This is a genomic window from Kosakonia pseudosacchari (assembly GCF_015167415.1).
Taxonomy (GTDB): Bacteria; Pseudomonadota; Gammaproteobacteria; order Enterobacterales; family Enterobacteriaceae; genus Kosakonia; species Kosakonia pseudosacchari.
This window is the reverse complement of the sequence record NZ_CP063425.1, coordinates 1,261,087-1,281,773: the sequence shown is the minus strand read 5'-3', so window position 1 is coordinate 1,281,773 and position 20,687 is coordinate 1,261,087. Positions and strand designations below refer to the sequence as shown.

Here is a 20,687-nt window from a genome sequence, read left to right as displayed (position 1 = left end):
TATCCACCTTCATTCCCCGCGCGTTTCTTTTTCATTACGCTTACTTTTCCTTAGCGCTGATGCTGGCGTCGCCAGACGCCGGGCGGCATCTGGTATTTGCGCGTAAAGGTGCGTGTAAAAGTCTGCTGCGAGTCATAACCGTATTTGGTGGAGATAGCCATAATCGACTGTTCCGTCGCCAGCAGCTCATGCGCGGCGCTTTCCAGCTTCTTCTCGCGGATATAGATGCCGAGCGGTATCTGAAACACTTGCTGGAACAGGCGCTGAAGGTGCCATTTTGAATATCCCGCCCGCGTGGCGACATCCTCGATCCGTAGCGGCCTTTCAAGGTTATCGTCAATCCATTGCTGGATCTCAAGAATCACCGCGTGTTGCATACCCATGGTTGAAACCTCCTTGAGAACAGGAGCATTCACCTTAGCGGAGTGATACTTACGCAAACATGACGCGAAAATAATAATTTTGTCAGAAAAGCCCCTTCTGCAGGAATGGCAGCCAGCCACTCTCCCAGCAACTCTATGCCCCGCGCGGCTTTTTAAACACCATTGATCCGCTGTTACTGCGCGCCGAACAGCTTATCCGCTATGAAAATCCGGCCATCACCGTCGAAGAACTCGCCAGCGCGTTGAACCTCAGCCCGCGCACCTTGCACCGAAAACTGGCCGATTTAACCCACGAAAGCCCCAAACATTTTATTACGCGTGTACGCATAGAATCGGCCTGTCTGCTGCTTGAAAACCCGTCGGCCAATATCAGACACGTCGCCGCCGCGTGTGGCTATACGGAAGATACGGCGTTTCGCAAAGCTTTTAGCCAGCTCATTAACATGACGCCTGCGCAGTACAAACACTGGGCCGCCGCGCGAAACACGACGCACGGACATTAACGCCGCGTTATTGCGGCATTTTTGTCGTTATGGTGTGGTTATCTGATCGTTTTACGAAACGCTGCATGTCCGGTTACGGGAATTCTCTTCATTGCCAATGCGCCTACAATGGGCGGCACCTGCACAACACGAGAGAATAACCATGGCATTTCAGGCTGGGCTGTACTGGATAATCGATCCGCTCTGCGGCTGGAGTTATGGCGCACTGCCGCTGATTAACCGCACGGCTGAACACTTCACCGAACGACAACATATTTTGCCCGGCGGTCTGTTTATCGACGCGCAGCGCCGCCGGCTGGATGCCGACTGGCTTAATCATGTGCACGAGCATGATGATCGGATCGCGAAATTAACCGGTATGCCGTTTGGCCGTGCTTATAAAGAAGAATTGCTCGTCCGCGACGGGTTACTGCTCGACTCGCTGCCCGCCACTCGCGGTTTGTTAGCCTTACAGCAATGTGGCGAACCGGCTGACGCGCTGCGCTTTCTTAACGCCATTCAGACAGCCTGGTATCGCGATGGCCGTGATATCACCCGCGATGAAGTGGTCAACGCGGTAATTCAGCACGCCACCGGTCTGCCTGTGGTCAACGGCCAGGTGGCGGAAAGCGAAGCCCGCGCCGCCATTCAATATGGCCGTATGGTGATGGCGCAAGCCGCCGGGGCGGGCTTCCCCAGCGCCGTGTTGCTGCAGGAAGATGGCCGCTACACGCTGCTTCCGGTCGGCCAGTATTACGGCAACCCGGATGCATTTATAGCGCTCGTAAAAACCTATCGTTAAAGGGATCCCCTCATGAACCGTAAAATACCCGGCGTATTGCTGATGCTCGTCAGCGCCTCTTCTGTTGCCGCACCGTTACAATTGCAGGTTTACAACCCGCAGGAAAAGGCGATTTTCGCCGTCTCATCCACGCTGGTTTCCGGTCCGACGGAAGCCATTTTGTTTGATGCGCAATTCAGCGTGAAAGATGGCGAAAAACTGGTGGAGATGATCAAAGCCAGCGGCAAAACGCTCAAGCAAGTGGTGATTACCTCCGGCGATCCGGATTTCTATTTTGGCCTTGAACCAATCGTCAACGCCTGGCCGCAGGTCAAGGTGGTTGCCGCGCCAGAAGTGGTGAAACATATAAAAGCAACCAAAGAGGCCAAGCTGGCGTACTGGGGGCCGCAGATGAAGGATGGCGCGCCGCACGCGTTAACCGTACCGACAGCAACCACGGCGACACATTTCACTGTCGATGGTGAAACGCTGGAGCTGCGCCATCCGCAAAGCTATGCGGCTTATGTCTGGATCCCGGCGAATAAAGCCATTCTCGGCGGCACGGCGATTTCCAGCGGCATCCACGTCTGGAGCGCCGACACGCAAACCCCGGCGGCACGTGCGCAGTGGCGTGAAGTGCTGGACGAAATGCAACGCCTGAAGCCGCAGCAGGTGATCCCCGGTCATTATCTCGGGGCGCGTCCTGCCGGTGACCAGGCCATTACGTTTACCCTCAATTACCTCACGACCTTCGAGCAGGCGCTGAAAGCGAATAACACCTCGGCGGGCGTTATCAAAGCCATGACTGCCGTTTACCCGAACCTGGCGGAAGCGGGTTCACTGGAACTGAGCGCAAAAGTGAACACTGGCGAAATGAAGTGGTGATCGTCACGCGTAATTCGGGCTTATGCATCAGTATTTACGCCTCATTACCCGGGTTTCAATTCACGCCAGCCCGGCATGACGACATAAACGTAGCGCCATCAACATGATAAGGGGGACCACTGCGTCCCCCTTATCTATTCCCACCGCTCCCGCAGCATGCCTGTGCTCACCTTCCGCCGCTGATCAGTTGTCGGCTCGCGTCGGGATGACGCGTTCCCTCGTACCTTGTGGTGCGATCAGACATTGCGTTTAATTTCTCAAAATCCCTGGCACGGCGACTTTAAAAAAGTCACCGTTAATTGGCAGGCGTCGTCGTCGTTGTTGTGCTGGTTGAGGTATTACTGCCGTCACTGTCCCCGCCCATGGATAATAAAAGCAAACCGGCGACAGCGGTAACAACCGCCACGCCGGTGACGGCTGAACTACCAACTGCATATTCCGCTGCATTCTCCCCGGCGGCTTTTCCTTCTTGTGCCGGCGCTGCGTAGCAAATTCCAGAAATAGCAAATACGAAAGCGATAATAATGTATTTTAAAAGCACCATAATCCTGTCCTCATATTTATTTGGGATCATCTGCACTTTAAATCGCCATCACAAAAACGGATCGCAAAATAGGACATTCCTCGACAATATGAAAACAAATGGGAGATTCCTCAGAAAAAGCCAATTATCTCAGCGCATGCACATTTCGCTTAAAAATAAAAATAAGATAATCCTCAGTTAACAATTTTTTAGCAGTATGATAGAGATCAAAGAAGACATAGAAGAGCACAACAAAGGATTAAGAAAAATTTCAAACTGCAAATTTTACACACGCACATCCAGACGCTCCAGGAGGGTGTAATATGGAAAGAAAAATAGATGTCATATTATGCAAAATCACCTGTTCTTATACCAAAAAAGGTATCACTCAATTAGTTAATGAAATCAGAAACGGCAGTGGTTTGCACATTGGAATTAACTTTACAGCACCTTATTCTGGCCGGGGAACATTAGTGGTAACCAAAGGTAATTTTACGCCCTTTACGTTGGCACATACGCCTATGATTGTGATACCCGATAAAGTTCCGGTCAGTGTTTTAATGGACATATTAACCGAATTTGTTTACGGAAGAGTCAGCCAGCATGTTAAGACGATTCGTCTTGGAAGGCGCGAAATTGCGATTCTAAAAGAGATGATTTTCGAAAAGAGTGATGAGGAGATTTCCACGCTATTAAACATCAACAAAAAAACCGTTTCATCGCACAAGGACAACATCAAAAAGAAAATATCCGCGAGTACAAAGATTGACATTTTTTATGCGTTTAGCATTTTTTCATTTACCGACTCCACATTAAAAGAGAGTACGAGTGAAGATCCACTTTTTATGCCGCCGGGCGAACAAATAAATAGAATGGTCGCTTACGGCTAAGAAAGAAAAAAAACACAACACTCAGCAAAATAAAAACCAGGACGCAACATAAAATTGCCTTTTTATCCCGTGGATAAAAAGGCAATTCACATTAAATACCGTTAAGTCTTTTTGCTGTATTTACGCGGTTGACCCACTTTTCTTGAGCGCACAAGCCGAAAGTGCCTGTAAAAAGAATACGCGATAACGATCAGCAGCACGCCTATCAACGCCAGGTTCATCATCACCATTTTAGTTTCACTCACTGCGGGAGGGCTTTCATTTAACCGACAAATAACCGCAGCCGTCAATAGCTGACAAAAAAATAAGACGGGCCTCAACAGCACAAATAATTAAATGCTAACGATGAGATTAAACCTAAGAAAAACAATGGCGCTGCCGCGAACTGCCAGCACGAGTACGCAACACCGCGATTATATTTAGATTTTTCATCGTTATTACACGGTGAATTCCCCACATAAAATGGCTATTTATTCTGGCGCACTGGTTAACTGCTGGCGGATAGCATCCATAAATAACCGCAGCGCGGCGTGTTGATGTTCGCGAGACTGATACAAGCCATAAATTCCCAGTCGTTGCGGTTCGAGATCGGGTAATACCCCCACCAGTTGCCCATTATTCAGCGCGTCCTGCGCTTCCCGTTCCGGCACCAGCGCCAGCCCGCACCCGGCAATCGCAGCATCACGCAGCACAGCGGAGATCCCCGCGCTCAGATTGCCGTTCGCCATCACGTCCCACTTGTTTTGTGCGCCATCGGTAAAGTGCCATGACTGCCCGGCGAAACCGCTATAGTGCAGACAGTTGTGGTGTGCAAGCTCATGCACCGTATGCGGTGTACCGTGCAGGCGCAGATAATCCGCCGATGCGCAAAGTACCGAGCGGCACTCCCCGAGACGGGTGGCTATCGCCCCGGCTTCCGGGTTATTAGTGATGCGAATGGCCAAATCAATGCGTTCGCCAATCAGGTTGACCGGGTGGTTTCCCACTTCAACTTCGATTCTTAACGCCGGGTAACGCGCCAGAAAATCCGGCAGCACCGGCCCGATAATATGGCTGGCCGTGAAGTGGGCGCAGGCAACGCGCAACGTACCGGAGGGCGTTTCCCGCGTCGATTGCCCTTCAATACCGCCAAACAACGGCGCGAGTTGCCGCGTTTTTTGTAACGTATTTTCCCCGGCTGGAGTAAGCGTCAGGCGGCGGGACGAACGGTGAATAAGCCGGGCACCCGCCCATTTTTCCATTTCATCAAGGTAGCGGCTGACCATCGGGCGGGAAATGCCCAGCGCCCGTGAAGCTGCGCTCAAACTTCCCAGCTCGCAGATGCGATTAAACACCACCACCGCCATCACTCTGTCCATAGGTTCACCTGCTCGATTTGTGAAACGTAACGCGCATTGTTTCAGAAATGTGCCTGGCAAAACAGCGTTGCGTCCACACCCTGTGTTTTTATCAGACGCGTGCTTTCTGCTTTTTGTGTGAATCCAGACTCCGTGACGCTGCCGTTTAAGCGTCACGCAGTCATGAAATCGCGGTCATGCCGAAGGAGGAGCACGAGGTCTGGCGCTTTGCTGCCTGCGCTCACCGGCACCTGCAATTTATTTATAAAGTTTGCGGGCGGTATGCCGTTAGTCATATCGGTGGGCCAATGCTTTGGCAATGCAAATAGATGAATGTGTTTTAAGCGGGAAACCGCGGATGAGAAAAATGATACGAAAAATTTTGTTACTGCTGTCTGTTTTATCCATTGGCTATTACGCTTACTCCTATTATACGGTGATGGCAGACTTACCCCTTACGAACCAGGTGCAGAATATTTTCATAATAGTCATGTGTTCGGTGTTTGCAGTGCTGTTGTTTGTATCGAATAATAAAGAAATCGTATTTTTAATAAACCGTTACTATGCCTCATTCAGGATAAGTAAAACAAACGATAGCGATAACTACACGCTTTTGTTCTGTTTTCTGTTTCTTGCTTACGCCCACTATTACCTTTCCAGCCTGTTATCCAGGTTAATACTGGATGTAATATTACGAATCTTCTCATTAGACATCCTCCTGACGGTCGATAGCTACACCTTACTGTTATTTGCCGTTAACTGTCTGTTGTTTGTGGTTTACGCCATCCCTGTTGTGCATCTATTTATAAAACTGCACACGGAAAAAACTTCTGTCGCGTCTACTCAACACGACGAATAAACAGACCTTTGGTGCAAAGAACAATTCTTTGCACCCGATAAAAGCGTGGCGATCTTTCGTCAGCATTTTTTAGTTTATTTGCAATACCACGCCAATTTTTTCGCATTTCATTCAGCAAGTTACCTTAATTGCAACCGATGTAATTATGTGTGTTCTTTGCCCGCAAAGCCAGAGGTGATGCAGGCAGATGGATAGTTTTCACGCCCCGGATAAAAGGTCTACGCCAAAAACCCGATTTGTTTTTTTATATCCTCCGTTATCTTTACGTGGTTATCGGATGATAATGCGGCAGCGGGTAATATTTAAACCTTCAACAAAATACGTTGATATAAATACAACTCCGCTATACAGAGCACATATCACCAATGAGAAGCATGCTGTTTTTTAATTTTGATTGTGCACCCGATAAAGCAAAATTAAACGCTTGCACCGTACGATAAACCCCATCGTAATCATGAGGAGATACAGAGATGCCATCTATTTATTATCGCGGCGATAACCGCGTCATTTCAGAAATACAAAAAACAGGATTCCAGCCGCGCATTGAATCGTGCCGGGGGCGAACACCTGCCCAGGCTATTGCCTATATTCAGCAGCTTATTATCACCAATGGTTTTAAAAGCCTCGCGGATATTGGCGGTTATATCATCAGTAATGCCAAAGGAGATTCTGTCTCGACCTCATGTATTGAAGATGGTGCCTCCTATGGCACACATAAATATCGCATCACCGCCCCGCAGAGTGCGCTGTTTTTTGAATTTAATCTCGATGGCAGCGTGGGGGCACAATTGCCCGATCAGGGGCATATGTATGGACGTAAGCCGTACTATATTTTAACCGACGTGAACCCTGATTTGAGCCAATACGTTATCGTGGGCACAAGAACGGCCACGCAGGAAGCCACCTTCTTTACGGATATCCCCAGCGACTGGATCTCGTTACTTAGCTGACCGCTGCTCGCCGCGAAAACCGTGCCTTCCTGCTTAGTGAGGGCACGGTTTAGCGTGTGGATCAGTCCATGACATCACTTAGCCATGTTTCCCTTTTCGTTAATGCGCGCCATTGCGGTTTGCCGCGCTGAAGCATGAATACGTGCATTTCATCTGCCCGATGATCCGGACGGCTGCGATCATGCGCTGAAACGTGCTGCCTGCGTCTGACACACCTTTTTAATAAACGCGGGCTAAACGGCACGGCGCTAAATCCCTGGCCGCAGTGTAAATTTTCTGCACGCGCTGCCGATAGCAATAACAGAAGTGCAACTTTGACATTGACGTTGAGCAGAACACATTATGAAAAGACATCCCCTTTCCTGCCGCGCGCTGCGCGCCGCCGGATACGATCCAAACTCCAGCGTACTTGAGCTTGAACACAGCAATGGCCGGGTTGAGCAATATCTTGGCGTGCCGCCTAAAACCTGGCAGGCCTTTTTGATGAGCCACGAGCAGGAAAACTACTTCCGCGAACATATCGCCAGTAGCTACCTGAAAATTACCGTCGAGCAGGCAAATCAAAGCCGTTTTTAACCGCTGATGCGGTAATTTTTTGCCCGCGTTTGTGCTAACGTTGTCTGCCCGCAGACGATGCGGTTTGGTGCGTACTCATGCTGGCGACAGCGTAACGAGGTGTTATGAGAATTGGTATTGCGTTTCCTATCCTGGTTTTTATTGTCGCCGTCGCCTTTCTGACGTGGTTTATCGCTGGCGGTTACGCCACGCCGGGCAGCTAACGTCCGACGTGTTTCGCCATCGGGCGGCAGATAAATATCATGGCCAGTGCGCTGAGCGACGGGACCAGCGCCAGCCACATCCAGGCGACACTCGCCGCCGCAGAAGGGAGTAGTGCGTTATCCAGTTGCCCGCCTAACAGGAAGTTTCCCGCCAGCACCGTGACGCCCCCCATCGACGCCAGTGCGCCATAATGCGCGCCGAGGTTCTGGTTATCCGCAAACCACGGCACCAGATCTTTCCCCACCGGAACAATCAACATTTGCCCGAGCGTTAACAGCGTCACCATGCAGGCGGCCGGTACATAGCGCTGCCAGTTTTCCGGCGCCGGTGTCGCGGCAAACAGTGCGACGCTGATAAATGACGCAGCCAGTAGCGCAAACCCCACCGGCAACATGCGTGCCGCGCCAATACGGCGGGCAAGCCGCGCCAGCGGCATCTGTAACGTGATGATCAGTACCGAGGCCAGCATAAAGAGCGGACCGAGAGTTTTCTCGCTGCTGCCCGAGCGGCTCAGTTCAACCGGCAACGCCAGGTAAAGCTGGTTATAGCTGAACAGATAAGCGCTGTAGGCCACCATAAACGCGACAAAACGCGGTTTGCGAAAGGTTTTCCACCACGGCAGCATATGCAGCGTTTCCGTTTTCCCGTTGCCACCCGGCAGGCAGAAAAAGAGTACCAGCAGTGCCACGACAAATACGCCCGCCCCGGCCAGCGCCACGCGCTGAAAACCAAAACCGGCTAGCAGCGAACCCAGCAGTGGCCCGAGCACCGTGCCCAGCTCGCCGCAAATGGCGAACAGCGCGAACCACTCTGCGCGGCTGCGTTTTCCCGCTTTTTCACTTTGTGTGCCCGCTTTCGCCAGCAACGCTTCGATAGCCGGAGAAAACAGCGCCCCGCCAACACCGGTTAAACAGGCACCCAGCACCACCGGCAGCAGTTCACCGCCAAATGCCAGCAGCAGATAGCCGCTGATGCGCACCACGCAGCCGCACAAAATAATGACCCTTGCGCCAAAGCGGTCCGATAACGCACCACCTAATAAAAACATTCCCTGCTGGGAGAATGTGCGCAAGCCGATGATCAAGCCAATCAGCGAACCGGAAAGCAGCAAATCATCGCGCAGATAGATCGCCAGAAACGGCACCACGGCATAAAAACCGATATTAAAAATCAGCTGGCTGCCGGCGAGCAGGTATGGCGAGGTCACTTTCGGCGAGGCAGAAATTTGGGCAAGCATGAACGGTCCAGGTCAGCAAAACGTGCAAGGGTCTTTAATACCGGGGAAATTTCCTGCTGGCAACTCTCTTTAAATACACAGTAAAAACAAGGTCTTTATTGATAATTCCCCATATTGACAAGGCCCATGCCGCTCGGTATAAGAGCCGCCATAAGAATGATTTGCATTTACAAAAACTACTCTTTCTCAAGGTCATGATGATGCCTATGTTTAAAAAATCGTTGTTTGCACTGGGGATGTTGTTTGCGGGTTCAGCACTGGCGCAAGCCACCCATTATCCGCTGACCATTGAAAACTGTGGTGTGCAGGTTACGTTCGACAAAGCGCCCCAGCGCGTGGTCGCGCTGGGGCAAAACACGGCAGAAATTATGCTGCTGCTCGGCTTGCAGGACAAAATGGTTGCCAGCGCGTTCTGGCCGACTAAAGTGCTGCCGCAGCTGGCCGCGCAGAATGCCAAAGTGAAAGTGCTGACGGTCGAGATCCCAACGCTTGAGTCGATCATTGCCCAGGAGCCCGATTTCGTGGCCGCTCAGTTGCCGATCCTGCTGGGGCCGGACAGCAAAGTGGCGAAGCGCGAGGATTTATCCGCCATTGGCGCAAACAGTTATCTCTCTCCGGGCGTCTGCGCAACCAAACAGGATAACGGCGATATTTACGGCAGCCGCCATACCTTGTGGAATCCATCACTGCTGTACAAAGAGATCAGCGATCTGGCCGAAATTTTCGATGTGCAGGATCGCGGAGAAAAGCTGATTGCTGAGTTCAAACAGCGTGAAGAAGCGCTGCGCAGCAAGTTCGGCCATGGCAAGAAAAACCTGTCATTTGTTTTCTGGTTCTCCAGCGCATCGCCCTCGGCGGATGCTTATGTCGGCGGCAAGAACAGCGCTTCCGGTTATATCGCCAACCTGCTTGGCGGGCACAGCGCTATCACCTCAGAAAGCGAATGGCCGACACTCAGTTGGGAAAGCATTATTGCTTCTAACCCGGACGTGATTGTTGTCTCCAGTCTCGATCGTAACCGCTGGGCGCTGGACAGCGCGGAAGAGAAGATCAAATTCCTGAAAAGCGATCCGGCGGTCAGCCAGCTTGAGGCGGTGAAAAAAGGTCATATCGTGGTGATGGACGGCCAGGCGATGAACCCGACCATCCGCACGTTCTACGGCGCAGAACAGGTGGGCGCGCAACTGGAGAAGCTGGGGCTGGATAAATGACCACGCCCTCACCGGCTCTGCTTAAAAAAGCGCAGCACGTTGTGCTCTTGCTGTTATCGCTGTTGCTGCTCGGGCTGGTGATTGCCGTCAGCGTCGGCGTCGGCGAACTGGCGATTCCGCTCAGAACCACCTTTTACGCCGTCAGTAACAAACTGGGGCTGACCAGTGAGCCGCTAAACCGTATTCATGAAACGGTGATTTGGGACTTCCGCCTGAGCCGTGCGCTGGTTGCCGCCTGCTGCGGTGCCGGGTTAGCGATTTGCGGCGCGGTGCTGCAAAGCCTGCTGAAAAACGCGCTGGCAGAACCTTATGTGCTGGGCGTTTCCGCCGGGGCGTCTACCGGCGCGGTATCGGTGGTGGTGTTAGGTCTCGGCGCGGGCGCGGTGTCGCTCTCCGCCGGGGCGTTTGTCGGCGCGTTTGCCGCCTTTTTGTTTGTCGCTGTGCTGACTAACGGCGCGCGCGGTGGCAATGAACGCACCATTCTCGCCGGGGTTGCGGCTTCCCAGCTTTTCAACGCCATCACCGCGTACAGCATCAGCACCTCCGCCAGCGCGCAGCAAGCGCGGGATGTGATGTTCTGGCTGCTGGGCAGTTTCAGCGGCGTGCGCTGGCCGGAATTCCAGCTGGTATTAGTCGTGGTTATCATTGGCCTGCTGGCGTGTCTCTATCACGCCAAAGCGCTGGACGCTTTTACTTTTGGCGATGACGCGGCCGCCTCGCTGGGCATTCCGGTAGGCGCGGTACGCTTGATCCTCTTTTCCGTTACCGCGCTCATCACCGCCACCATTGTCAGCATGGCGGGTTCCATTGGCTTTGTGGGCCTGGTCGTGCCGCATGTGATGCGCTATTTCATTGGGCCGCTGCACCGCCAGTTACTGGTGGCGTGTGCGATGGCTGGTGCGATTTTGATGGTGCTGGCGGATATTGCCTCGCGCACGCTGATTGCCCCGCAAAGCCTGCCGGTTGGCGTGGTCACCGCGCTGGTGGGCGTGCCGTTCTTCGCGGTTATTCTCTATCGCTCAAGGAAATTCGCATGAGTATCAGCGCCAAAAATCTCTGCTGGCGGGCAGGGAAAAAAACCATTGTCGATAACGTCTCGCTTGAGGTAGCCAGGGGCCAGACACTGGGCTTGCTGGGGCCGAATGGTTCAGGAAAATCCTCGCTGCTACGCATTCTGGCCGGGCTGCGCCGTCCGGATGACGGCAGCGTGATGCTGGATGGCCGCGATGTCGCAACGCTGAGAAAAAAAGCGCTGGCGCAGCGGGTGGCGTTTGTTGAGCAGCATGCGGCGACGGAAGCCAACATTCGCGTGCGTGATGTGGTAAAGCTGGGGCGCATTCCGCACCACTCGCCGTTTAGCCCGTGGTCGCACAACGATGATGAAATAGTGACCGCGGCGCTTGACCGCGTGGGCATGCTGGAGCACAGCGAGCAGGGCTGGCAAAGTCTCTCCGGCGGCGAACGCCAGCGGGTCCATATTGCCCGTGCGCTGGCGCAAGCGCCGAGCGAAATTTTGCTCGACGAGCCAACTAACCATCTCGACATCCACCATCAAATGCAGTTAATGCGCCTTATCAGCGAACTGCCGGTGACCAGCATTGTCGCGATCCATGATTTGAACCACGCGGCGATGTTCTGCGATGCGCTGGTCGTGATGCAAAAAGGGCAAATTGTAGCGCGCGGCACGCCGGATGACGTGCTCACGGAAGCCATGCTGGCCGAGGTGTTTCAGGTGCGCGCACGCATTGAGATCTCACCCGATCACGGCAAAAAGCATATTCACTTTTTATGAACGCTTTTGCGCCAGAACGTGGCACTGTTCTGGCGCGAAGCGGGCTTACAGGTCGATAACGTTGCGGCTGTCCTGCAAAGTGGCATGTAACGATTTCAGCGACACCACCGAAGATTGCTGGGTGATGGCCACAATCGCGCCTAACGATTTATCTAACAGATCCAGATTGTTCGTTTCCAGCGCTTTATCCAGCACGGCAAACGTCTGGGTAAGCGACGTCTGGCGCAGCGCGAAATCCTGGTTCAACGCCTGCAACAACACCTCTTTCTGCGCCTGAATACGCGCAATCTGTACTTCGGTTTGCTGGGAGATTTGATGGCGAATCGTTTCCTGTTCCGCACGGTATTTTTGTAGATCACGCCAGGCGTCAAAAATCTCTTTCGCCGCCGATGCCGCTTGTAACGGCGACGCTTTTGCCGCCACTTTCGAGGCGTTAAACAGTGCTTTCATCTTATGCCCACCAGAATAAATAAGCTGCGTATCCCATCAGGGCCAGAATGCCCGTGCCCACCAGTCCTGAGCTGTCAAAATTAAACAGACGACCTAACGCCCCGGAAAAACCGGTAAAACTGAACAAAAAGGCGACAAGCGAGGTATAAGTCCACTCAATGCTGTGCAGGTAATACCCCAGCGCGCCAAAAAGAAGGCACAGCACCATCCACACCAGAAACGACGGTTCATCGTCATCGGCAGACGCTTTGCGTTTCTGGCTATCTGCCAGCCAGAAATAGAGCGCACTCTGCTCGCCAGGCGCGAGCGAAGAGACATCGCTGGCCGTGGTCATGTGATCATTTGCGGCAATCAGGTTCGTCACCAGCGTGTTCACACGCTCCTCGGTGAAGGCCTGCGCATGAGAAACCACCGTTACCGATTCCGGCGTCGGGCTGTTTTCATCGTCCACCAGGCGTATCGCCAGCAACTGTTTCATCGCTTTTACCAGTAGCACGGTCTGGAGTTTCAGGAAAACGACACGCTCGTGCGCAACGTTGGTTGAGAGTGCCTGATCCAGCATCTGGTAACTGGTCTGCAGGCGCCGGGCAATGCCTTCAATGGTCGAGGCATACAGCGAAATATGCTGATTAATGGCCTTCGCCACGTCGATCACCGCATTGATTTTTGCCACTTCCTTGTTAACCGCGCTGCGATATTCATACGCTTCGGTGAGCTTTTTTTCCGCGCTCTGGCTGTATTTCAGCATCGCGAAAATGGCGACCGGCGCCAGCACAATGCCGCCCAGCACCATGGTGCCACCAGCGATTCCTGCGCCACCGGCGGAAAGCGCGCCGCCGCCAAACCAGGCAAGCGTAGCATTACTGGCGGCAGCGCCGGAAAGCGAGGCAATGGCGGTGCCGGTAGACGCCGCGCCGAACGTCGACACCGCGCTCATCGAGCCCAGAGCGAGCGCCGCGCCCGTCGCCGTGCCTTTCACCCCGGTGCCAATGATTTCGGTCATTTTTACCGACTGGGTTTGCAATTGTGGCGCGTCGTAGCGGGCAAAATTATCTAACACATCCTGCGAGACTTTGGTCTCCAGCCGGTTAACTTTTTGGCACTTCTCAAGCACAGTTAACGCCTGCGGGATAACCTCATCCGCGTAGCGCTTTTTCTGATCGAGCAAGGTATTGATAAGCGTGGAAGAGGTGTTTCTGGCCTCTTCCAGACCCTCTTCCGCCAGCCGCGCGTTAAACCGCGCGTTGACGACTATCTCTTCTGCTTCTTTTTTTTGCTTGTGTGCTTTAAAAATATTCAGTCCCATCAGCGACCTCGAATCATCCCATTGCGGCCCGGGCATAAAATGGGGTTATCGGCAGTGCGCGGCGAATATTAAGTGAAATTTCCATATCGCCGATGCCGCAATGCCGCCCCCCTTTTACCGGCGGAGTTTTTCTTTTCTGTTTTCGCCAGCATGCCACGTTTGCAGCGCTTTTTAGCCGCACCTACCAGATCGCGTAGCCCGGCAATACACGCAGCCCGTTGCCGGGAAAATAAGTAAATACAATGGTGTGAAAGCGCCTGCCCTGACGGTTGTCGGGTGTACTATAGCGGGGAAAAAAATCACTGGAGTCAGGAATGAATATCATTGAAATCATCATGTCGGCGGGCAAGGTTTCCGTAGATGTTGCGTTATATACCTTGCTGCCCATCATGGTGGTGATGCTCATCATGATGAAATACCTGGAGGAGAAAGGGGTTTTAGATGGCATCGTGCGCCTCACCTCCCCCGTTCTGAAACCTTTTGGTATCAGCGGAATGGGGATTTTCGCCCTTATCCAGCTTAACTTTGTCAGTTTCGCCGCGCCTCTCGCCGCCCTGGCGATTATGGAAAGAAGAGGCACATCCGATCGCCATCTCGCCGCCACGCTGGCGATGTTGTTCGCCATGGGCCAGGCCAACGTCTTTTACCCGCTGACCCCGTTCGGCCTGCACTGGGGGATGGCAATTGTGATTTCGCTTATCGGCGGGCTTGCCGCTTCCACGCTGACCTATTATGTGTCGGGGCGAAAACTTTCGACTGCCAGCCTGCGCGATGAAGAGGGCGAATTGCACCAGGATAAACCGCGCGCGGGGTTAATTGCGGTGATTAACGGCGCAGGGGCAGATGCCATCCGCTTGTCGCTGGGTTCGCTGCCGATGCTGCTGCTGTCGTTAACGGTGGTCGGTTTGCTGAAAGCCGCAGGCGTGGTGGAAGCCTTAACCACGTTGCTCACACCGCTGCTGTCGTTTTTCCATATTTCTACAGTGTATGTGTTGCTGGCGTTAACCAAATGTCTGGCGGGCGGGACGGCGTATTTTGGCGTGGCGTCCGAAATGGTGCAGCACGGGCAGTTAACGGCTGAGCAAATCAACGCCTCGGCAGGCTTTCTGGTGCAGACGCTGGATTTGCCCGGTATCGGCATTTTTCTCGGCATCGCCAGCCGCTTTGTGCGCCTGTTCCGTTTTGCGCTACCGGGCGCGATTGTCGGCATTCTGGTGCGCACGGTTTTGCATGTGATGGTGTTTTAAGTGTACGCCGGGTGACGCATTGCGCACCCGGCAGCCTGTTCTATTTCTTCACCGTATCTTCAAGGAAGAAACGTCCGAGCGGGTTCTGGTAGAAACCTTCAATATTCTTGCGCGTCACATTGCGGTACGGGCTGTAGTAGAGATCGATCCAGTTCACATCGGCTTTGGCCATTTTTTGCAGCTCGATATACATCTGTTCGCGTTTTTTCGCATCCATTTCGACACGAGCCGCCGCGACCAGCGCTTTCACTTTGTCGTTCTTATAACGCGTCATGTAGTTCATGTTGGTGTCATGTCCGAGCACAAACGTGGTCTTTTGATCCGGGTCGAGAATGTCGTTGGTCCAGTACATCACCGAAATATCGTATTCACCGGCCACCAGCATGTCCCAGCTCTGGCTGGGGTCGACTTTCTGCAAGTTCACCTTCACGCCCGCTTTCGCCAGCTGCTGTTGCAACAAAATGGCGATTTGCTCATCCACTTCATCCCCGGCGTTAACCACATAATTCAGCGTCAAATCGCTCGCCCCCGCCGCTTTCAGCATCTGCTTCGCTTTTTCTGGATCGTAGGGGCGACGCAGATTGTCGTTGTAGTGATAGAGCGCACCGGCCGGAATATAGGAGTTCGCCACCTGGCCGTAACCAAAGGTCACGGTTTTGACAATCGCGTCTTTATCGATGGCAAAGTCCAGCGCCTGGCGCACTTCCACTTTGCCGAGCGCGCCGTGCGAATGGTTGATAAGCAGATGATCTTCACGGGTGGACGGGTCCAGCTCCACCTTCAGGTTGCTGTCTTTTTGCAGCGAGGCAATGCGTGAGAACGGCACCGTCAGCGCGGCGTCCAGTTCGCCAGCCTGCACTTTCAGCATGCGCGTGTTGTCATCCGGTATGGTCAGCCAGTCGACTTCATCAAGGCTGACATTTTTTGCCTGCCAGTAGTTCGGGTTCTTCACCAGCACGATTTTCTCGCCACGCACCCACTCTTTTACGCTGAACGCGCCGGAACCGACCGGTTTTTCCGCGAAGGTTTCTTCGCCTTCGCTTTTCAGCGCTTTTTCTGAGATAACCGACGCGTTCGGCAGCGCCAGTTGCGACAGGAACGGCGCGGACGGTGATTTCAGCGTCACCACCAGCGTGCGCGCATCCGGCGCTTCGGCTTTATCAATAATGCTGTACGAGTCGCGCCAGAGCGATCCTTCATCACTACGAATGCGCAGCAGGCTGAAGGCCGCGTCGCTGGCGCTTACCGGCGTGCCGTCAGAGAATTTGGTATCGCGGATTTTAAAGGTGTAGACCTTGCCATCCGGGGAAATTGTCCAGCTTTCCGCCACGCCCGGCTCCAGTTTAGTCCCGGTTTTATCGACGCGAACCAGCGGATCAAACACGTTGGAAAAGACCCAGTTATCCGCGTTCTGCGCTGATTTGATCGGATCAAAGGTGGTGCTGTCTTCCCGACGACCAATCGTCAGAACGCCAGCCGCCTGCGCCATTTCACTGACCACACTGAGCGCCAGAAAAACACTGGCTGCCAAAAACTTAACTTGCTTGTGCTTCATCAAAGGATCCCTCAGTCAAAGGAAAAACACTCTTCTCGCCTGCGTGCGTCAGCACACAGGTCCAGGCGTGATCGGCAATCTGCCGGGTCGGGGGTAATGCGCCGGTGCGGCACTGCACCTGCGCGTAAGGGCAGCGCGGATGAAACGCGCAACCTTGTGGAATGGCTACCGGGCTCGGTGGCTCGCCCGCAAGCGTCTCCTGCGGCAACGGTTTATCCGGGTCGATTTCCGGGATGGCGGAGACCAGCGCGGCGGTATAAGGGTGGCGCGGATGAGAAAAGACCGCCTCGGCGGGGCCTTCTTCGACGATCCGCCCGAGGTACATCACCGCGACCCGATCGCACAGGCGGCGCACAATCGCCAGATCGTGGGCGATAAACAGGATCGCCAGCCCCATTTTTTCGCGCAGATCCATCAGCAAATTGACGATCTGCCCCTGAATGGAGACATCCAGCGCCGCCACGCATTCGTCGGCGACGATCAACCGGGGTTCGATCGCCAGCGCCCGCGCAATACCCGCCCGCTGGCACTGCCCGCCGCTCAGTTGACCCGGTTTGGCTGCGGCGTGTTCCGGGCGCAAGCCAACCAACGTCAGCAACTCTTCAACCCGTGCGCTAATTTGGTTGCGCGGCACTTTCCGGTGGACGCGCAGCACTTCGCTGATGCTCTCACCGAGCGTTTGCCGGGGGTTAAGCGAGGCGAACGGATCCTGAAAAATCATGGCCGTTTGCAGCCGCAGCCGCGCGATGTCGCTTTTCAGACCGTGAGTGACGCGATGCCCGTCGAAACGCACTTCCCCTTCATTTATCTTTTCAAGCTGCAACAGTGCCCGCCCCAGCGTGCTTTTGCCGCTGCCGGATTCGCCCACTAATCCCAGTGTTTCACCCGCGTGGATTTTGAGCGTCACCTGGTTTACCGCGTGGACAACACGTTTTTTGCTGAGCAGCCCGCCGGAAACCGGAAACGTGACCGAGACGTTATCCGCTTCCAGCAAAGGCCAGTTTGCCGGTGTCGACATTATCCCTCCCGCGAAGTCAGTGGCTGTAAGGCGTGATGGCACGCCGCCGCATGTGTCAGGCTGTCGCGCCCGAACAGTAGCGATGGCTGCTGCTGGCATGTGCTGCTCGCCTGCGGGCAACGTGGATGAAAGCGGCAACCGGCCGGGAAGCTCCCCGCCAGCGGTGGTTGCCCGTTGATGGTAACCAGCCGTCCCTGCCCGCCTTCGCTGGAGGGCTGGCAATCAATCAACCCGCGCGTGTACGGGTGCAGCGGCTGCGCCAGCACTTCGCGTTTGCCGCCCACTTCACATAAGCGCCCGCCATACATCACCGCAATGCGATCGCAGGTTTGCGCCACCACGCCGAGATCGTGAGTGATCATCACCACCGCCAGGCCTAACTGTTCGCGCAGCGTGCTGAGCAAACGCAGGATCTGCATCTGCACGGTGACATCCAGGGCGGTGGTCGGCTCATCGGCAATCAGTAACGACGGCTCCGGTGCCAGCGCCACGGCAATCATCGCGCGCTGGCGCATACCGCCGGAAAACTCGTGCGGATAGTTGTTTATACGGTTTTGCGGATCGGGAATCCCCACCTGGCGCAGCAGCTCTTTGGCATCCTCTTTCGCCTGCCGACGGTTAACGCCGAAATGCAGGCGGCGGCTTTCGGCGATCTGCTCGCCAATGGTCATTACCGGGTTTAAGTGGCTGGCCGGGTTCTGGAAAATCATGCCAATCTCCCGCCCGCGCACCGCCGACATCTGTGCTTCGCTGAGCGACAACAGATCGCGCCCGCCAAACCACACTTCGCCACCGCTAATGGTTAATCCCTGGCCTGGCAGCAGGCGCATTAACGCCCGGCAGGTCACGGTTTTTCCGGAACCGCTCTCGCCCACCAGCCCCAGCATCTCCCCGGCCTGAAGCCGGAAAGAGACCTTATCCACCAGCGCGCAATCATCCCCACGGGAAACAGTCAGTTGCGAGACGTTCAGTAAGCTCATACGCGCGCTCCCAGTTTGTCGCCAAGACCATCCGCCAGCAGACTGAAGCCCATTGCCAGCAGGACAATCGCCAGCCCCGGAAAGGTGGTTATCCACCAGGCGGTGGTGATAAAACTCTGCCCTTCCGCCACCATCACGCCCCATTCAGCCGTCGGCGGTTGCACGCCGAGACCGAGATAGCTCACCGCCGCGCCGTTTAACAGCACCAGTACACAATCCGACATGGAAAACACCAGCGCCCCGGTCATGGCGTTAGGCAGCAGATGGCGAAACAGAATGCGGGCATGACCATAACCGAGGCTGCGCGCCGCCAGCACAAAATCACGCTGCTTGAGCGTTAACACCTGCGCCCGCACCAGCCGGGCGTAAGAGACCCAGCCAACCATCGCCATCGCGATGTAAAAGCTGCCAAGACCCGGCCCGAGAATGGCGATAATCGCCAGCATCAGCACCAGAAACGGGAACGCCAGCACGATATCGATAATGCGCATAATCAGCGCATCCACCGCGCCCCCCAGATAACCCGACAGCGCGCCGAGCGTGGTGCCGAGCAGAAACGGAAAGATAACGCCCAGCAGGCAGATTTGCAGATCCACCCGCGCGCCCCACAGCACACGAGAGAAGATGTCGCGGCCAAAGTTATCCGTGCCAAACAGATGTGCGCCCCCCGGCGGCAACAGGCTGGCGGTCGCATCCTGGGTTATCGGATCAAACGGTGCCAGCCACGGGGCGAACAGCGCGACGCACAGCCACATACCGACAATCAACAGCCCAACGCCAAGGGCGTGCTGCTGTGGAATCGCACGGCGGCGCAACACGGTCAGTACGCTGATGGCGCTCATAGTTTTACCCTCGGATCCAGCGCCACCGTCAGTACGTCGGCCAGCAAGTTGACGGCGACCGTGGCAAGAGCAAACACCATGACCACACCCTGCACCACCATGTAGTCACGGCTGAAAATCGCTTTGACCAGTAACTGCCCCAGCCCCGGAATGGCGAACACGCTTTCAATCACCACCGTGCTGCCAATCAGCCAGCCGATATTCACCGCCAGCAGGTTGAGCGTCGGCACCAGTGAGTTGGGTAATACATGCCGCCAGAAGATGCGGTTTTCCCGCTGCCCGCGCGCTCTGGCGGCCATCACGTAATCGCTGCTCATCTCCATCAGCAGGCTGGCGCGCAGGTTGCGGATCAATACCGCCGACAACGCCAGCGCGACGGTCAGACACGGCAGCACCATATGGTGCAACTGGTCGGCAAAATCGCTGCCGTAACCGGAAACCGGGAACCAGCCCAGCACCACGCTAAAAACAATGATCATCATGATGCCAAGCCAAAAGGCGGGGAAACCGAGGCCGGCGGTGGTGAACAGGCGAATAAGCTGGTCGGCGATGCGTCCGCGCTGACGCGCTGCCAGCGCAGCCAATGGCACAGTGAAGATGACTGCCAGCAGCACGCTGCCAAGCACCAGCCATAGAGTGGGTTCAAGGCGGGAGTTAATCAGTTTTAGGGTATCGATGCGATAGACGATCGATTTTCCCAGCTCGCCCTGCACCAGATTGCGCAGAAAGTAGCCATACTGTACCCACAGGGGTTCATCCAGCCCGAACTGCGCCCGGATGCGCGCCAGTGCCGCTGGCGTGCTGCGCACACCAAGCAGGATACGCGCCGGGTCACCGGGGATCGCGCGCACCATCGCAAACGTGATGATGCTTATTCCCAACAACACCGGCAGTAGCTGCAATGGCCGGAATAACAAAAAACGATAACGGTGCATCAGCATTCTCCTGTGGTGCATGCGGGGTCGTAAGGTTAAAAAAACGCCTCGCGATGGTGCGCCACTCCCCTGTTTATCTGCGCCCGGCCTTGTTCGTCGGGCGTTTTCTTTACGCTAGCGGCATCAGTGGAGGCTGGGTAGTTAGCAAAAATACTAGTTTTGCCTCTCGCGCGTGACGGCACCGGAATTGCATGCCTTCATCACGCTACGAGAGACGTCTGCACAAAGCGTGCCCGTGGTGTGG

Annotated in this window: 21 protein-coding genes and 1 pseudogene; 11 read left to right on the top strand and 11 right to left on the bottom strand. The window is 54.7% G+C overall.

The annotated features are described in order from the left end of the window. Positions 1 to 50 precede the first annotated feature (50 nt). Positions 51 to 383 carry a helix-turn-helix domain-containing protein gene (locus IP581_RS05930; protein WP_086871323.1) on the bottom strand — a complete coding sequence of 111 codons (333 nt, stop codon included), beginning with the start codon at positions 381 to 383 and terminating at the stop codon, positions 51 to 53. A gap of 110 nt (positions 384 to 493) precedes the next feature. Between IP581_RS05930 and IP581_RS05925 the strand changes: the two are divergent. The 3 genes and pseudogenes from IP581_RS05925 to IP581_RS05915 all read left to right on the top strand — a co-directional run. Beyond that, positions 494 to 886, top strand: a pseudogene (locus tag IP581_RS05925) (helix-turn-helix domain-containing protein); the annotation flags it as partial. A 142-nt stretch (positions 887 to 1,028) separates the two neighbouring features. After that, complete coding sequence (locus IP581_RS05920) at positions 1,029 to 1,667, top strand: DsbA family protein (RefSeq protein WP_193821977.1); 639 nt, start codon at positions 1,029 to 1,031, stop codon at positions 1,665 to 1,667. 12 nt (positions 1,668 to 1,679) lie between these two features. Next, the gene (locus tag IP581_RS05915) at positions 1,680 to 2,531 is read left to right on the top strand and encodes a Vmh family MBL fold metallo-hydrolase (RefSeq protein WP_193821976.1); all 852 of its coding nucleotides are present in this window, start codon (positions 1,680 to 1,682) and stop codon (positions 2,529 to 2,531) included. 295 nt (positions 2,532 to 2,826) lie between these two features. Here IP581_RS05915 and yjbE read toward each other — a convergent pair whose 3' ends face one another. Further along, positions 2,827 to 3,105 carry an exopolysaccharide production protein YjbE gene (yjbE, locus tag IP581_RS05910; RefSeq protein WP_228007848.1) on the bottom strand — a complete coding sequence of 93 codons (279 nt, stop codon included), beginning with the start codon at positions 3,103 to 3,105 and terminating at the stop codon, positions 2,827 to 2,829. A 272-nt stretch (positions 3,106 to 3,377) separates the two neighbouring features. On the opposite strand from yjbE, the gene IP581_RS05905 reads away from it, so the two are divergent. Next, positions 3,378 to 3,944, top strand: coding sequence for a LuxR C-terminal-related transcriptional regulator (locus tag IP581_RS05905; RefSeq protein WP_097400521.1), 567 nt, complete (start codon positions 3,378 to 3,380; stop codon positions 3,942 to 3,944). Between the two features lie 470 nt (positions 3,945 to 4,414). Here the strand turns inward: IP581_RS05905 and IP581_RS05900 are convergent, their stop codons facing one another. Beyond that, positions 4,415 to 5,302, bottom strand: coding sequence for a LysR family transcriptional regulator (locus IP581_RS05900; RefSeq protein ID WP_193821975.1), 888 nt, complete (start codon positions 5,300 to 5,302; stop codon positions 4,415 to 4,417). Positions 5,303 to 6,610: 1,308 nt separating this feature from the next. Between IP581_RS05900 and IP581_RS05895 the strand changes: the two genes are divergently transcribed. The 3 genes from IP581_RS05895 to IP581_RS05885 all read left to right on the top strand — a co-directional run bounded on the left by IP581_RS05895 (position 6,611) and on the right by IP581_RS05885 (position 7,869). Further along, entirely contained in the window at positions 6,611 to 7,090 is a 480-nt protein-coding gene (locus IP581_RS05895; protein ID WP_193821974.1) for a hypothetical protein, read from the top strand. A 342-nt stretch (positions 7,091 to 7,432) separates the two neighbouring features. Beyond that, the gene (locus tag IP581_RS05890) at positions 7,433 to 7,666 is read left to right on the top strand and encodes a KTSC domain-containing protein (RefSeq protein WP_017455775.1); all 234 of its coding nucleotides are present in this window, start codon (positions 7,433 to 7,435) and stop codon (positions 7,664 to 7,666) included. Between the two features lie 104 nt (positions 7,667 to 7,770). After that, the gene (locus IP581_RS05885) at positions 7,771 to 7,869 is read left to right on the top strand and encodes a YoaK family small membrane protein (RefSeq protein WP_017455774.1); all 99 of its coding nucleotides are present in this window, start codon (positions 7,771 to 7,773) and stop codon (positions 7,867 to 7,869) included. Here IP581_RS05885 and IP581_RS05880 read toward each other — a convergent pair. After that, a complete protein-coding gene (locus IP581_RS05880; protein ID WP_097400517.1) occupies positions 7,866 to 9,107 on the bottom strand; it encodes an MFS transporter in 1,242 nt (413 codons plus the stop codon). The genes IP581_RS05885 and IP581_RS05880 overlap by 4 nt on opposite strands. Positions 9,108 to 9,313: 206 nt before the next feature. On the opposite strand from IP581_RS05880, the gene eitA reads away from it, so the two are divergent. Genes eitA through eitC form a run of 3 tightly spaced genes read left to right on the top strand, consistent with a single transcriptional unit; the run spans position 9,314 to position 12,110 of the window. Continuing rightward, a complete protein-coding gene (gene eitA, locus IP581_RS05875) occupies positions 9,314 to 10,318 on the top strand; it encodes a siderophore ABC transporter substrate-binding protein EitA (RefSeq protein WP_097400516.1) in 1,005 nt (334 codons plus the stop codon). Beyond that, positions 10,315 to 11,355 (top strand): FecCD family ABC transporter permease, encoded by a 1,041-nt coding sequence (locus tag IP581_RS05870; protein WP_097400515.1) that lies wholly within the window; start codon positions 10,315 to 10,317, stop codon positions 11,353 to 11,355. Before eitA ends, IP581_RS05870 begins: the two co-directional genes overlap by 4 nt. Further along, complete coding sequence (eitC, locus tag IP581_RS05865) at positions 11,352 to 12,110, top strand: siderophore ABC transporter ATP-binding protein EitC (protein ID WP_097400514.1); 759 nt, start codon at positions 11,352 to 11,354, stop codon at positions 12,108 to 12,110. Before IP581_RS05870 ends, eitC begins: the two co-directional genes overlap by 4 nt. A gap of 45 nt (positions 12,111 to 12,155) precedes the next feature. Here eitC and IP581_RS05860 read toward each other — a convergent pair whose 3' ends face one another. Beyond that, positions 12,156 to 12,560, bottom strand: coding sequence for a hypothetical protein (locus IP581_RS05860; protein WP_193821973.1), 405 nt, complete (start codon positions 12,558 to 12,560; stop codon positions 12,156 to 12,158). 1 nt (position 12,561) lies between these two features. Then, positions 12,562 to 13,866 carry a hypothetical protein gene (locus IP581_RS05855; RefSeq protein WP_097400512.1) on the bottom strand — a complete coding sequence of 435 codons (1,305 nt, stop codon included), beginning with the start codon at positions 13,864 to 13,866 and terminating at the stop codon, positions 12,562 to 12,564. Between the two features lie 314 nt (positions 13,867 to 14,180). Here IP581_RS05855 and IP581_RS05850 point away from each other — a divergent pair, with 314 nt between their 5' ends. Beyond that, positions 14,181 to 15,113 (top strand): nucleoside recognition domain-containing protein, encoded by a 933-nt coding sequence (locus tag IP581_RS05850; protein WP_086871290.1) that lies wholly within the window; start codon positions 14,181 to 14,183, stop codon positions 15,111 to 15,113. 40 nt (positions 15,114 to 15,153) lie between these two features. On the opposite strand, the gene IP581_RS05845 is transcribed toward IP581_RS05850, so the two are convergent. The 5 genes from IP581_RS05845 to IP581_RS05825 are packed head-to-tail and all read right to left on the bottom strand — an operon-like array spanning position 15,154 to position 20,443. Then, on the bottom strand, positions 15,154 to 16,668 hold the full coding sequence (locus tag IP581_RS05845; RefSeq protein ID WP_097400511.1) for an ABC transporter substrate-binding protein: 1,515 nt from the start codon (positions 16,666 to 16,668) through the stop codon (positions 15,154 to 15,156). Beyond that, entirely contained in the window at positions 16,649 to 17,686 is a 1,038-nt protein-coding gene (locus IP581_RS05840) for an ABC transporter ATP-binding protein (protein ID WP_193821972.1), read from the bottom strand. The genes IP581_RS05845 and IP581_RS05840 overlap by 20 nt, the downstream gene beginning before the upstream one ends. After that, on the bottom strand, positions 17,686 to 18,666 hold the full coding sequence (locus IP581_RS05835) for an ABC transporter ATP-binding protein (protein ID WP_097400509.1): 981 nt from the start codon (positions 18,664 to 18,666) through the stop codon (positions 17,686 to 17,688). The genes IP581_RS05840 and IP581_RS05835 overlap by 1 nt, the downstream gene beginning before the upstream one ends. Next, a complete protein-coding gene (locus IP581_RS05830) occupies positions 18,663 to 19,508 on the bottom strand; it encodes an ABC transporter permease (protein ID WP_097400508.1) in 846 nt (281 codons plus the stop codon). Before IP581_RS05830 ends, IP581_RS05835 begins: the two co-directional genes overlap by 4 nt. Further along, positions 19,505 to 20,443, bottom strand: a complete 939-nt coding sequence (locus IP581_RS05825) for an ABC transporter permease (protein WP_020456889.1) — start codon at positions 20,441 to 20,443, stop codon at positions 19,505 to 19,507. Before IP581_RS05825 ends, IP581_RS05830 begins: the two co-directional genes overlap by 4 nt. Between the last annotated feature and the right edge of the window lie 244 nt (positions 20,444 to 20,687).

Excerpts from the sequence above, each read along its gene's own strand:
- IP581_RS05880 (WP_097400517.1), bottom strand. The coding sequence starts at position 9,107 with ATGCTTGCCCAAATTTCTGCCTCGCCGAAAGTGACCTCGCCATACCTG.
- IP581_RS05930 (WP_086871323.1), bottom strand. The coding sequence starts at position 383 with ATGGGTATGCAACACGCGGTGATTCTTGAGATCCAGCAATGGATTGAC.
- yjbE (WP_228007848.1), bottom strand. The coding sequence starts at position 3,105 with ATGATCCCAAATAAATATGAGGACAGGATTATGGTGCTTTTAAAATAC.
- IP581_RS05835 (WP_097400509.1), bottom strand. The coding sequence starts at position 18,666 with ATGAGCTTACTGAACGTCTCGCAACTGACTGTTTCCCGTGGGGATGAT.
- IP581_RS05830 (WP_097400508.1), bottom strand. The coding sequence starts at position 19,508 with ATGAGCGCCATCAGCGTACTGACCGTGTTGCGCCGCCGTGCGATTCCA.
- IP581_RS05870 (WP_097400515.1), top strand. The coding sequence starts at position 10,315 with ATGACCACGCCCTCACCGGCTCTGCTTAAAAAAGCGCAGCACGTTGTG.
- IP581_RS05900 (WP_193821975.1), bottom strand. The coding sequence starts at position 5,302 with ATGGACAGAGTGATGGCGGTGGTGGTGTTTAATCGCATCTGCGAGCTG.
- eitC (WP_097400514.1), top strand. The coding sequence starts at position 11,352 with ATGAGTATCAGCGCCAAAAATCTCTGCTGGCGGGCAGGGAAAAAAACC.
- IP581_RS05905 (WP_097400521.1), top strand. The coding sequence starts at position 3,378 with ATGGAAAGAAAAATAGATGTCATATTATGCAAAATCACCTGTTCTTAT.
- IP581_RS05895 (WP_193821974.1), top strand. The coding sequence starts at position 6,611 with ATGCCATCTATTTATTATCGCGGCGATAACCGCGTCATTTCAGAAATA.
- IP581_RS05860 (WP_193821973.1), bottom strand. The coding sequence starts at position 12,560 with ATGAAAGCACTGTTTAACGCCTCGAAAGTGGCGGCAAAAGCGTCGCCG.
- IP581_RS05885 (WP_017455774.1), top strand. The coding sequence starts at position 7,771 with ATGAGAATTGGTATTGCGTTTCCTATCCTGGTTTTTATTGTCGCCGTC.
- IP581_RS05920 (WP_193821977.1), top strand. The coding sequence starts at position 1,029 with ATGGCATTTCAGGCTGGGCTGTACTGGATAATCGATCCGCTCTGCGGC.
- IP581_RS05825 (WP_020456889.1), bottom strand. The coding sequence starts at position 20,443 with ATGCACCGTTATCGTTTTTTGTTATTCCGGCCATTGCAGCTACTGCCG.
- IP581_RS05890 (WP_017455775.1), top strand. The coding sequence starts at position 7,433 with ATGAAAAGACATCCCCTTTCCTGCCGCGCGCTGCGCGCCGCCGGATAC.
- IP581_RS05845 (WP_097400511.1), bottom strand. The coding sequence starts at position 16,668 with ATGAAGCACAAGCAAGTTAAGTTTTTGGCAGCCAGTGTTTTTCTGGCG.
- IP581_RS05840 (WP_193821972.1), bottom strand. The coding sequence starts at position 17,686 with ATGTCGACACCGGCAAACTGGCCTTTGCTGGAAGCGGATAACGTCTCG.
- eitA (WP_097400516.1), top strand. The coding sequence starts at position 9,314 with ATGTTTAAAAAATCGTTGTTTGCACTGGGGATGTTGTTTGCGGGTTCA.
- IP581_RS05850 (WP_086871290.1), top strand. The coding sequence starts at position 14,181 with ATGAATATCATTGAAATCATCATGTCGGCGGGCAAGGTTTCCGTAGAT.
- IP581_RS05855 (WP_097400512.1), bottom strand. The coding sequence starts at position 13,866 with ATGGGACTGAATATTTTTAAAGCACACAAGCAAAAAAAAGAAGCAGAA.
- IP581_RS05915 (WP_193821976.1), top strand. The coding sequence starts at position 1,680 with ATGAACCGTAAAATACCCGGCGTATTGCTGATGCTCGTCAGCGCCTCT.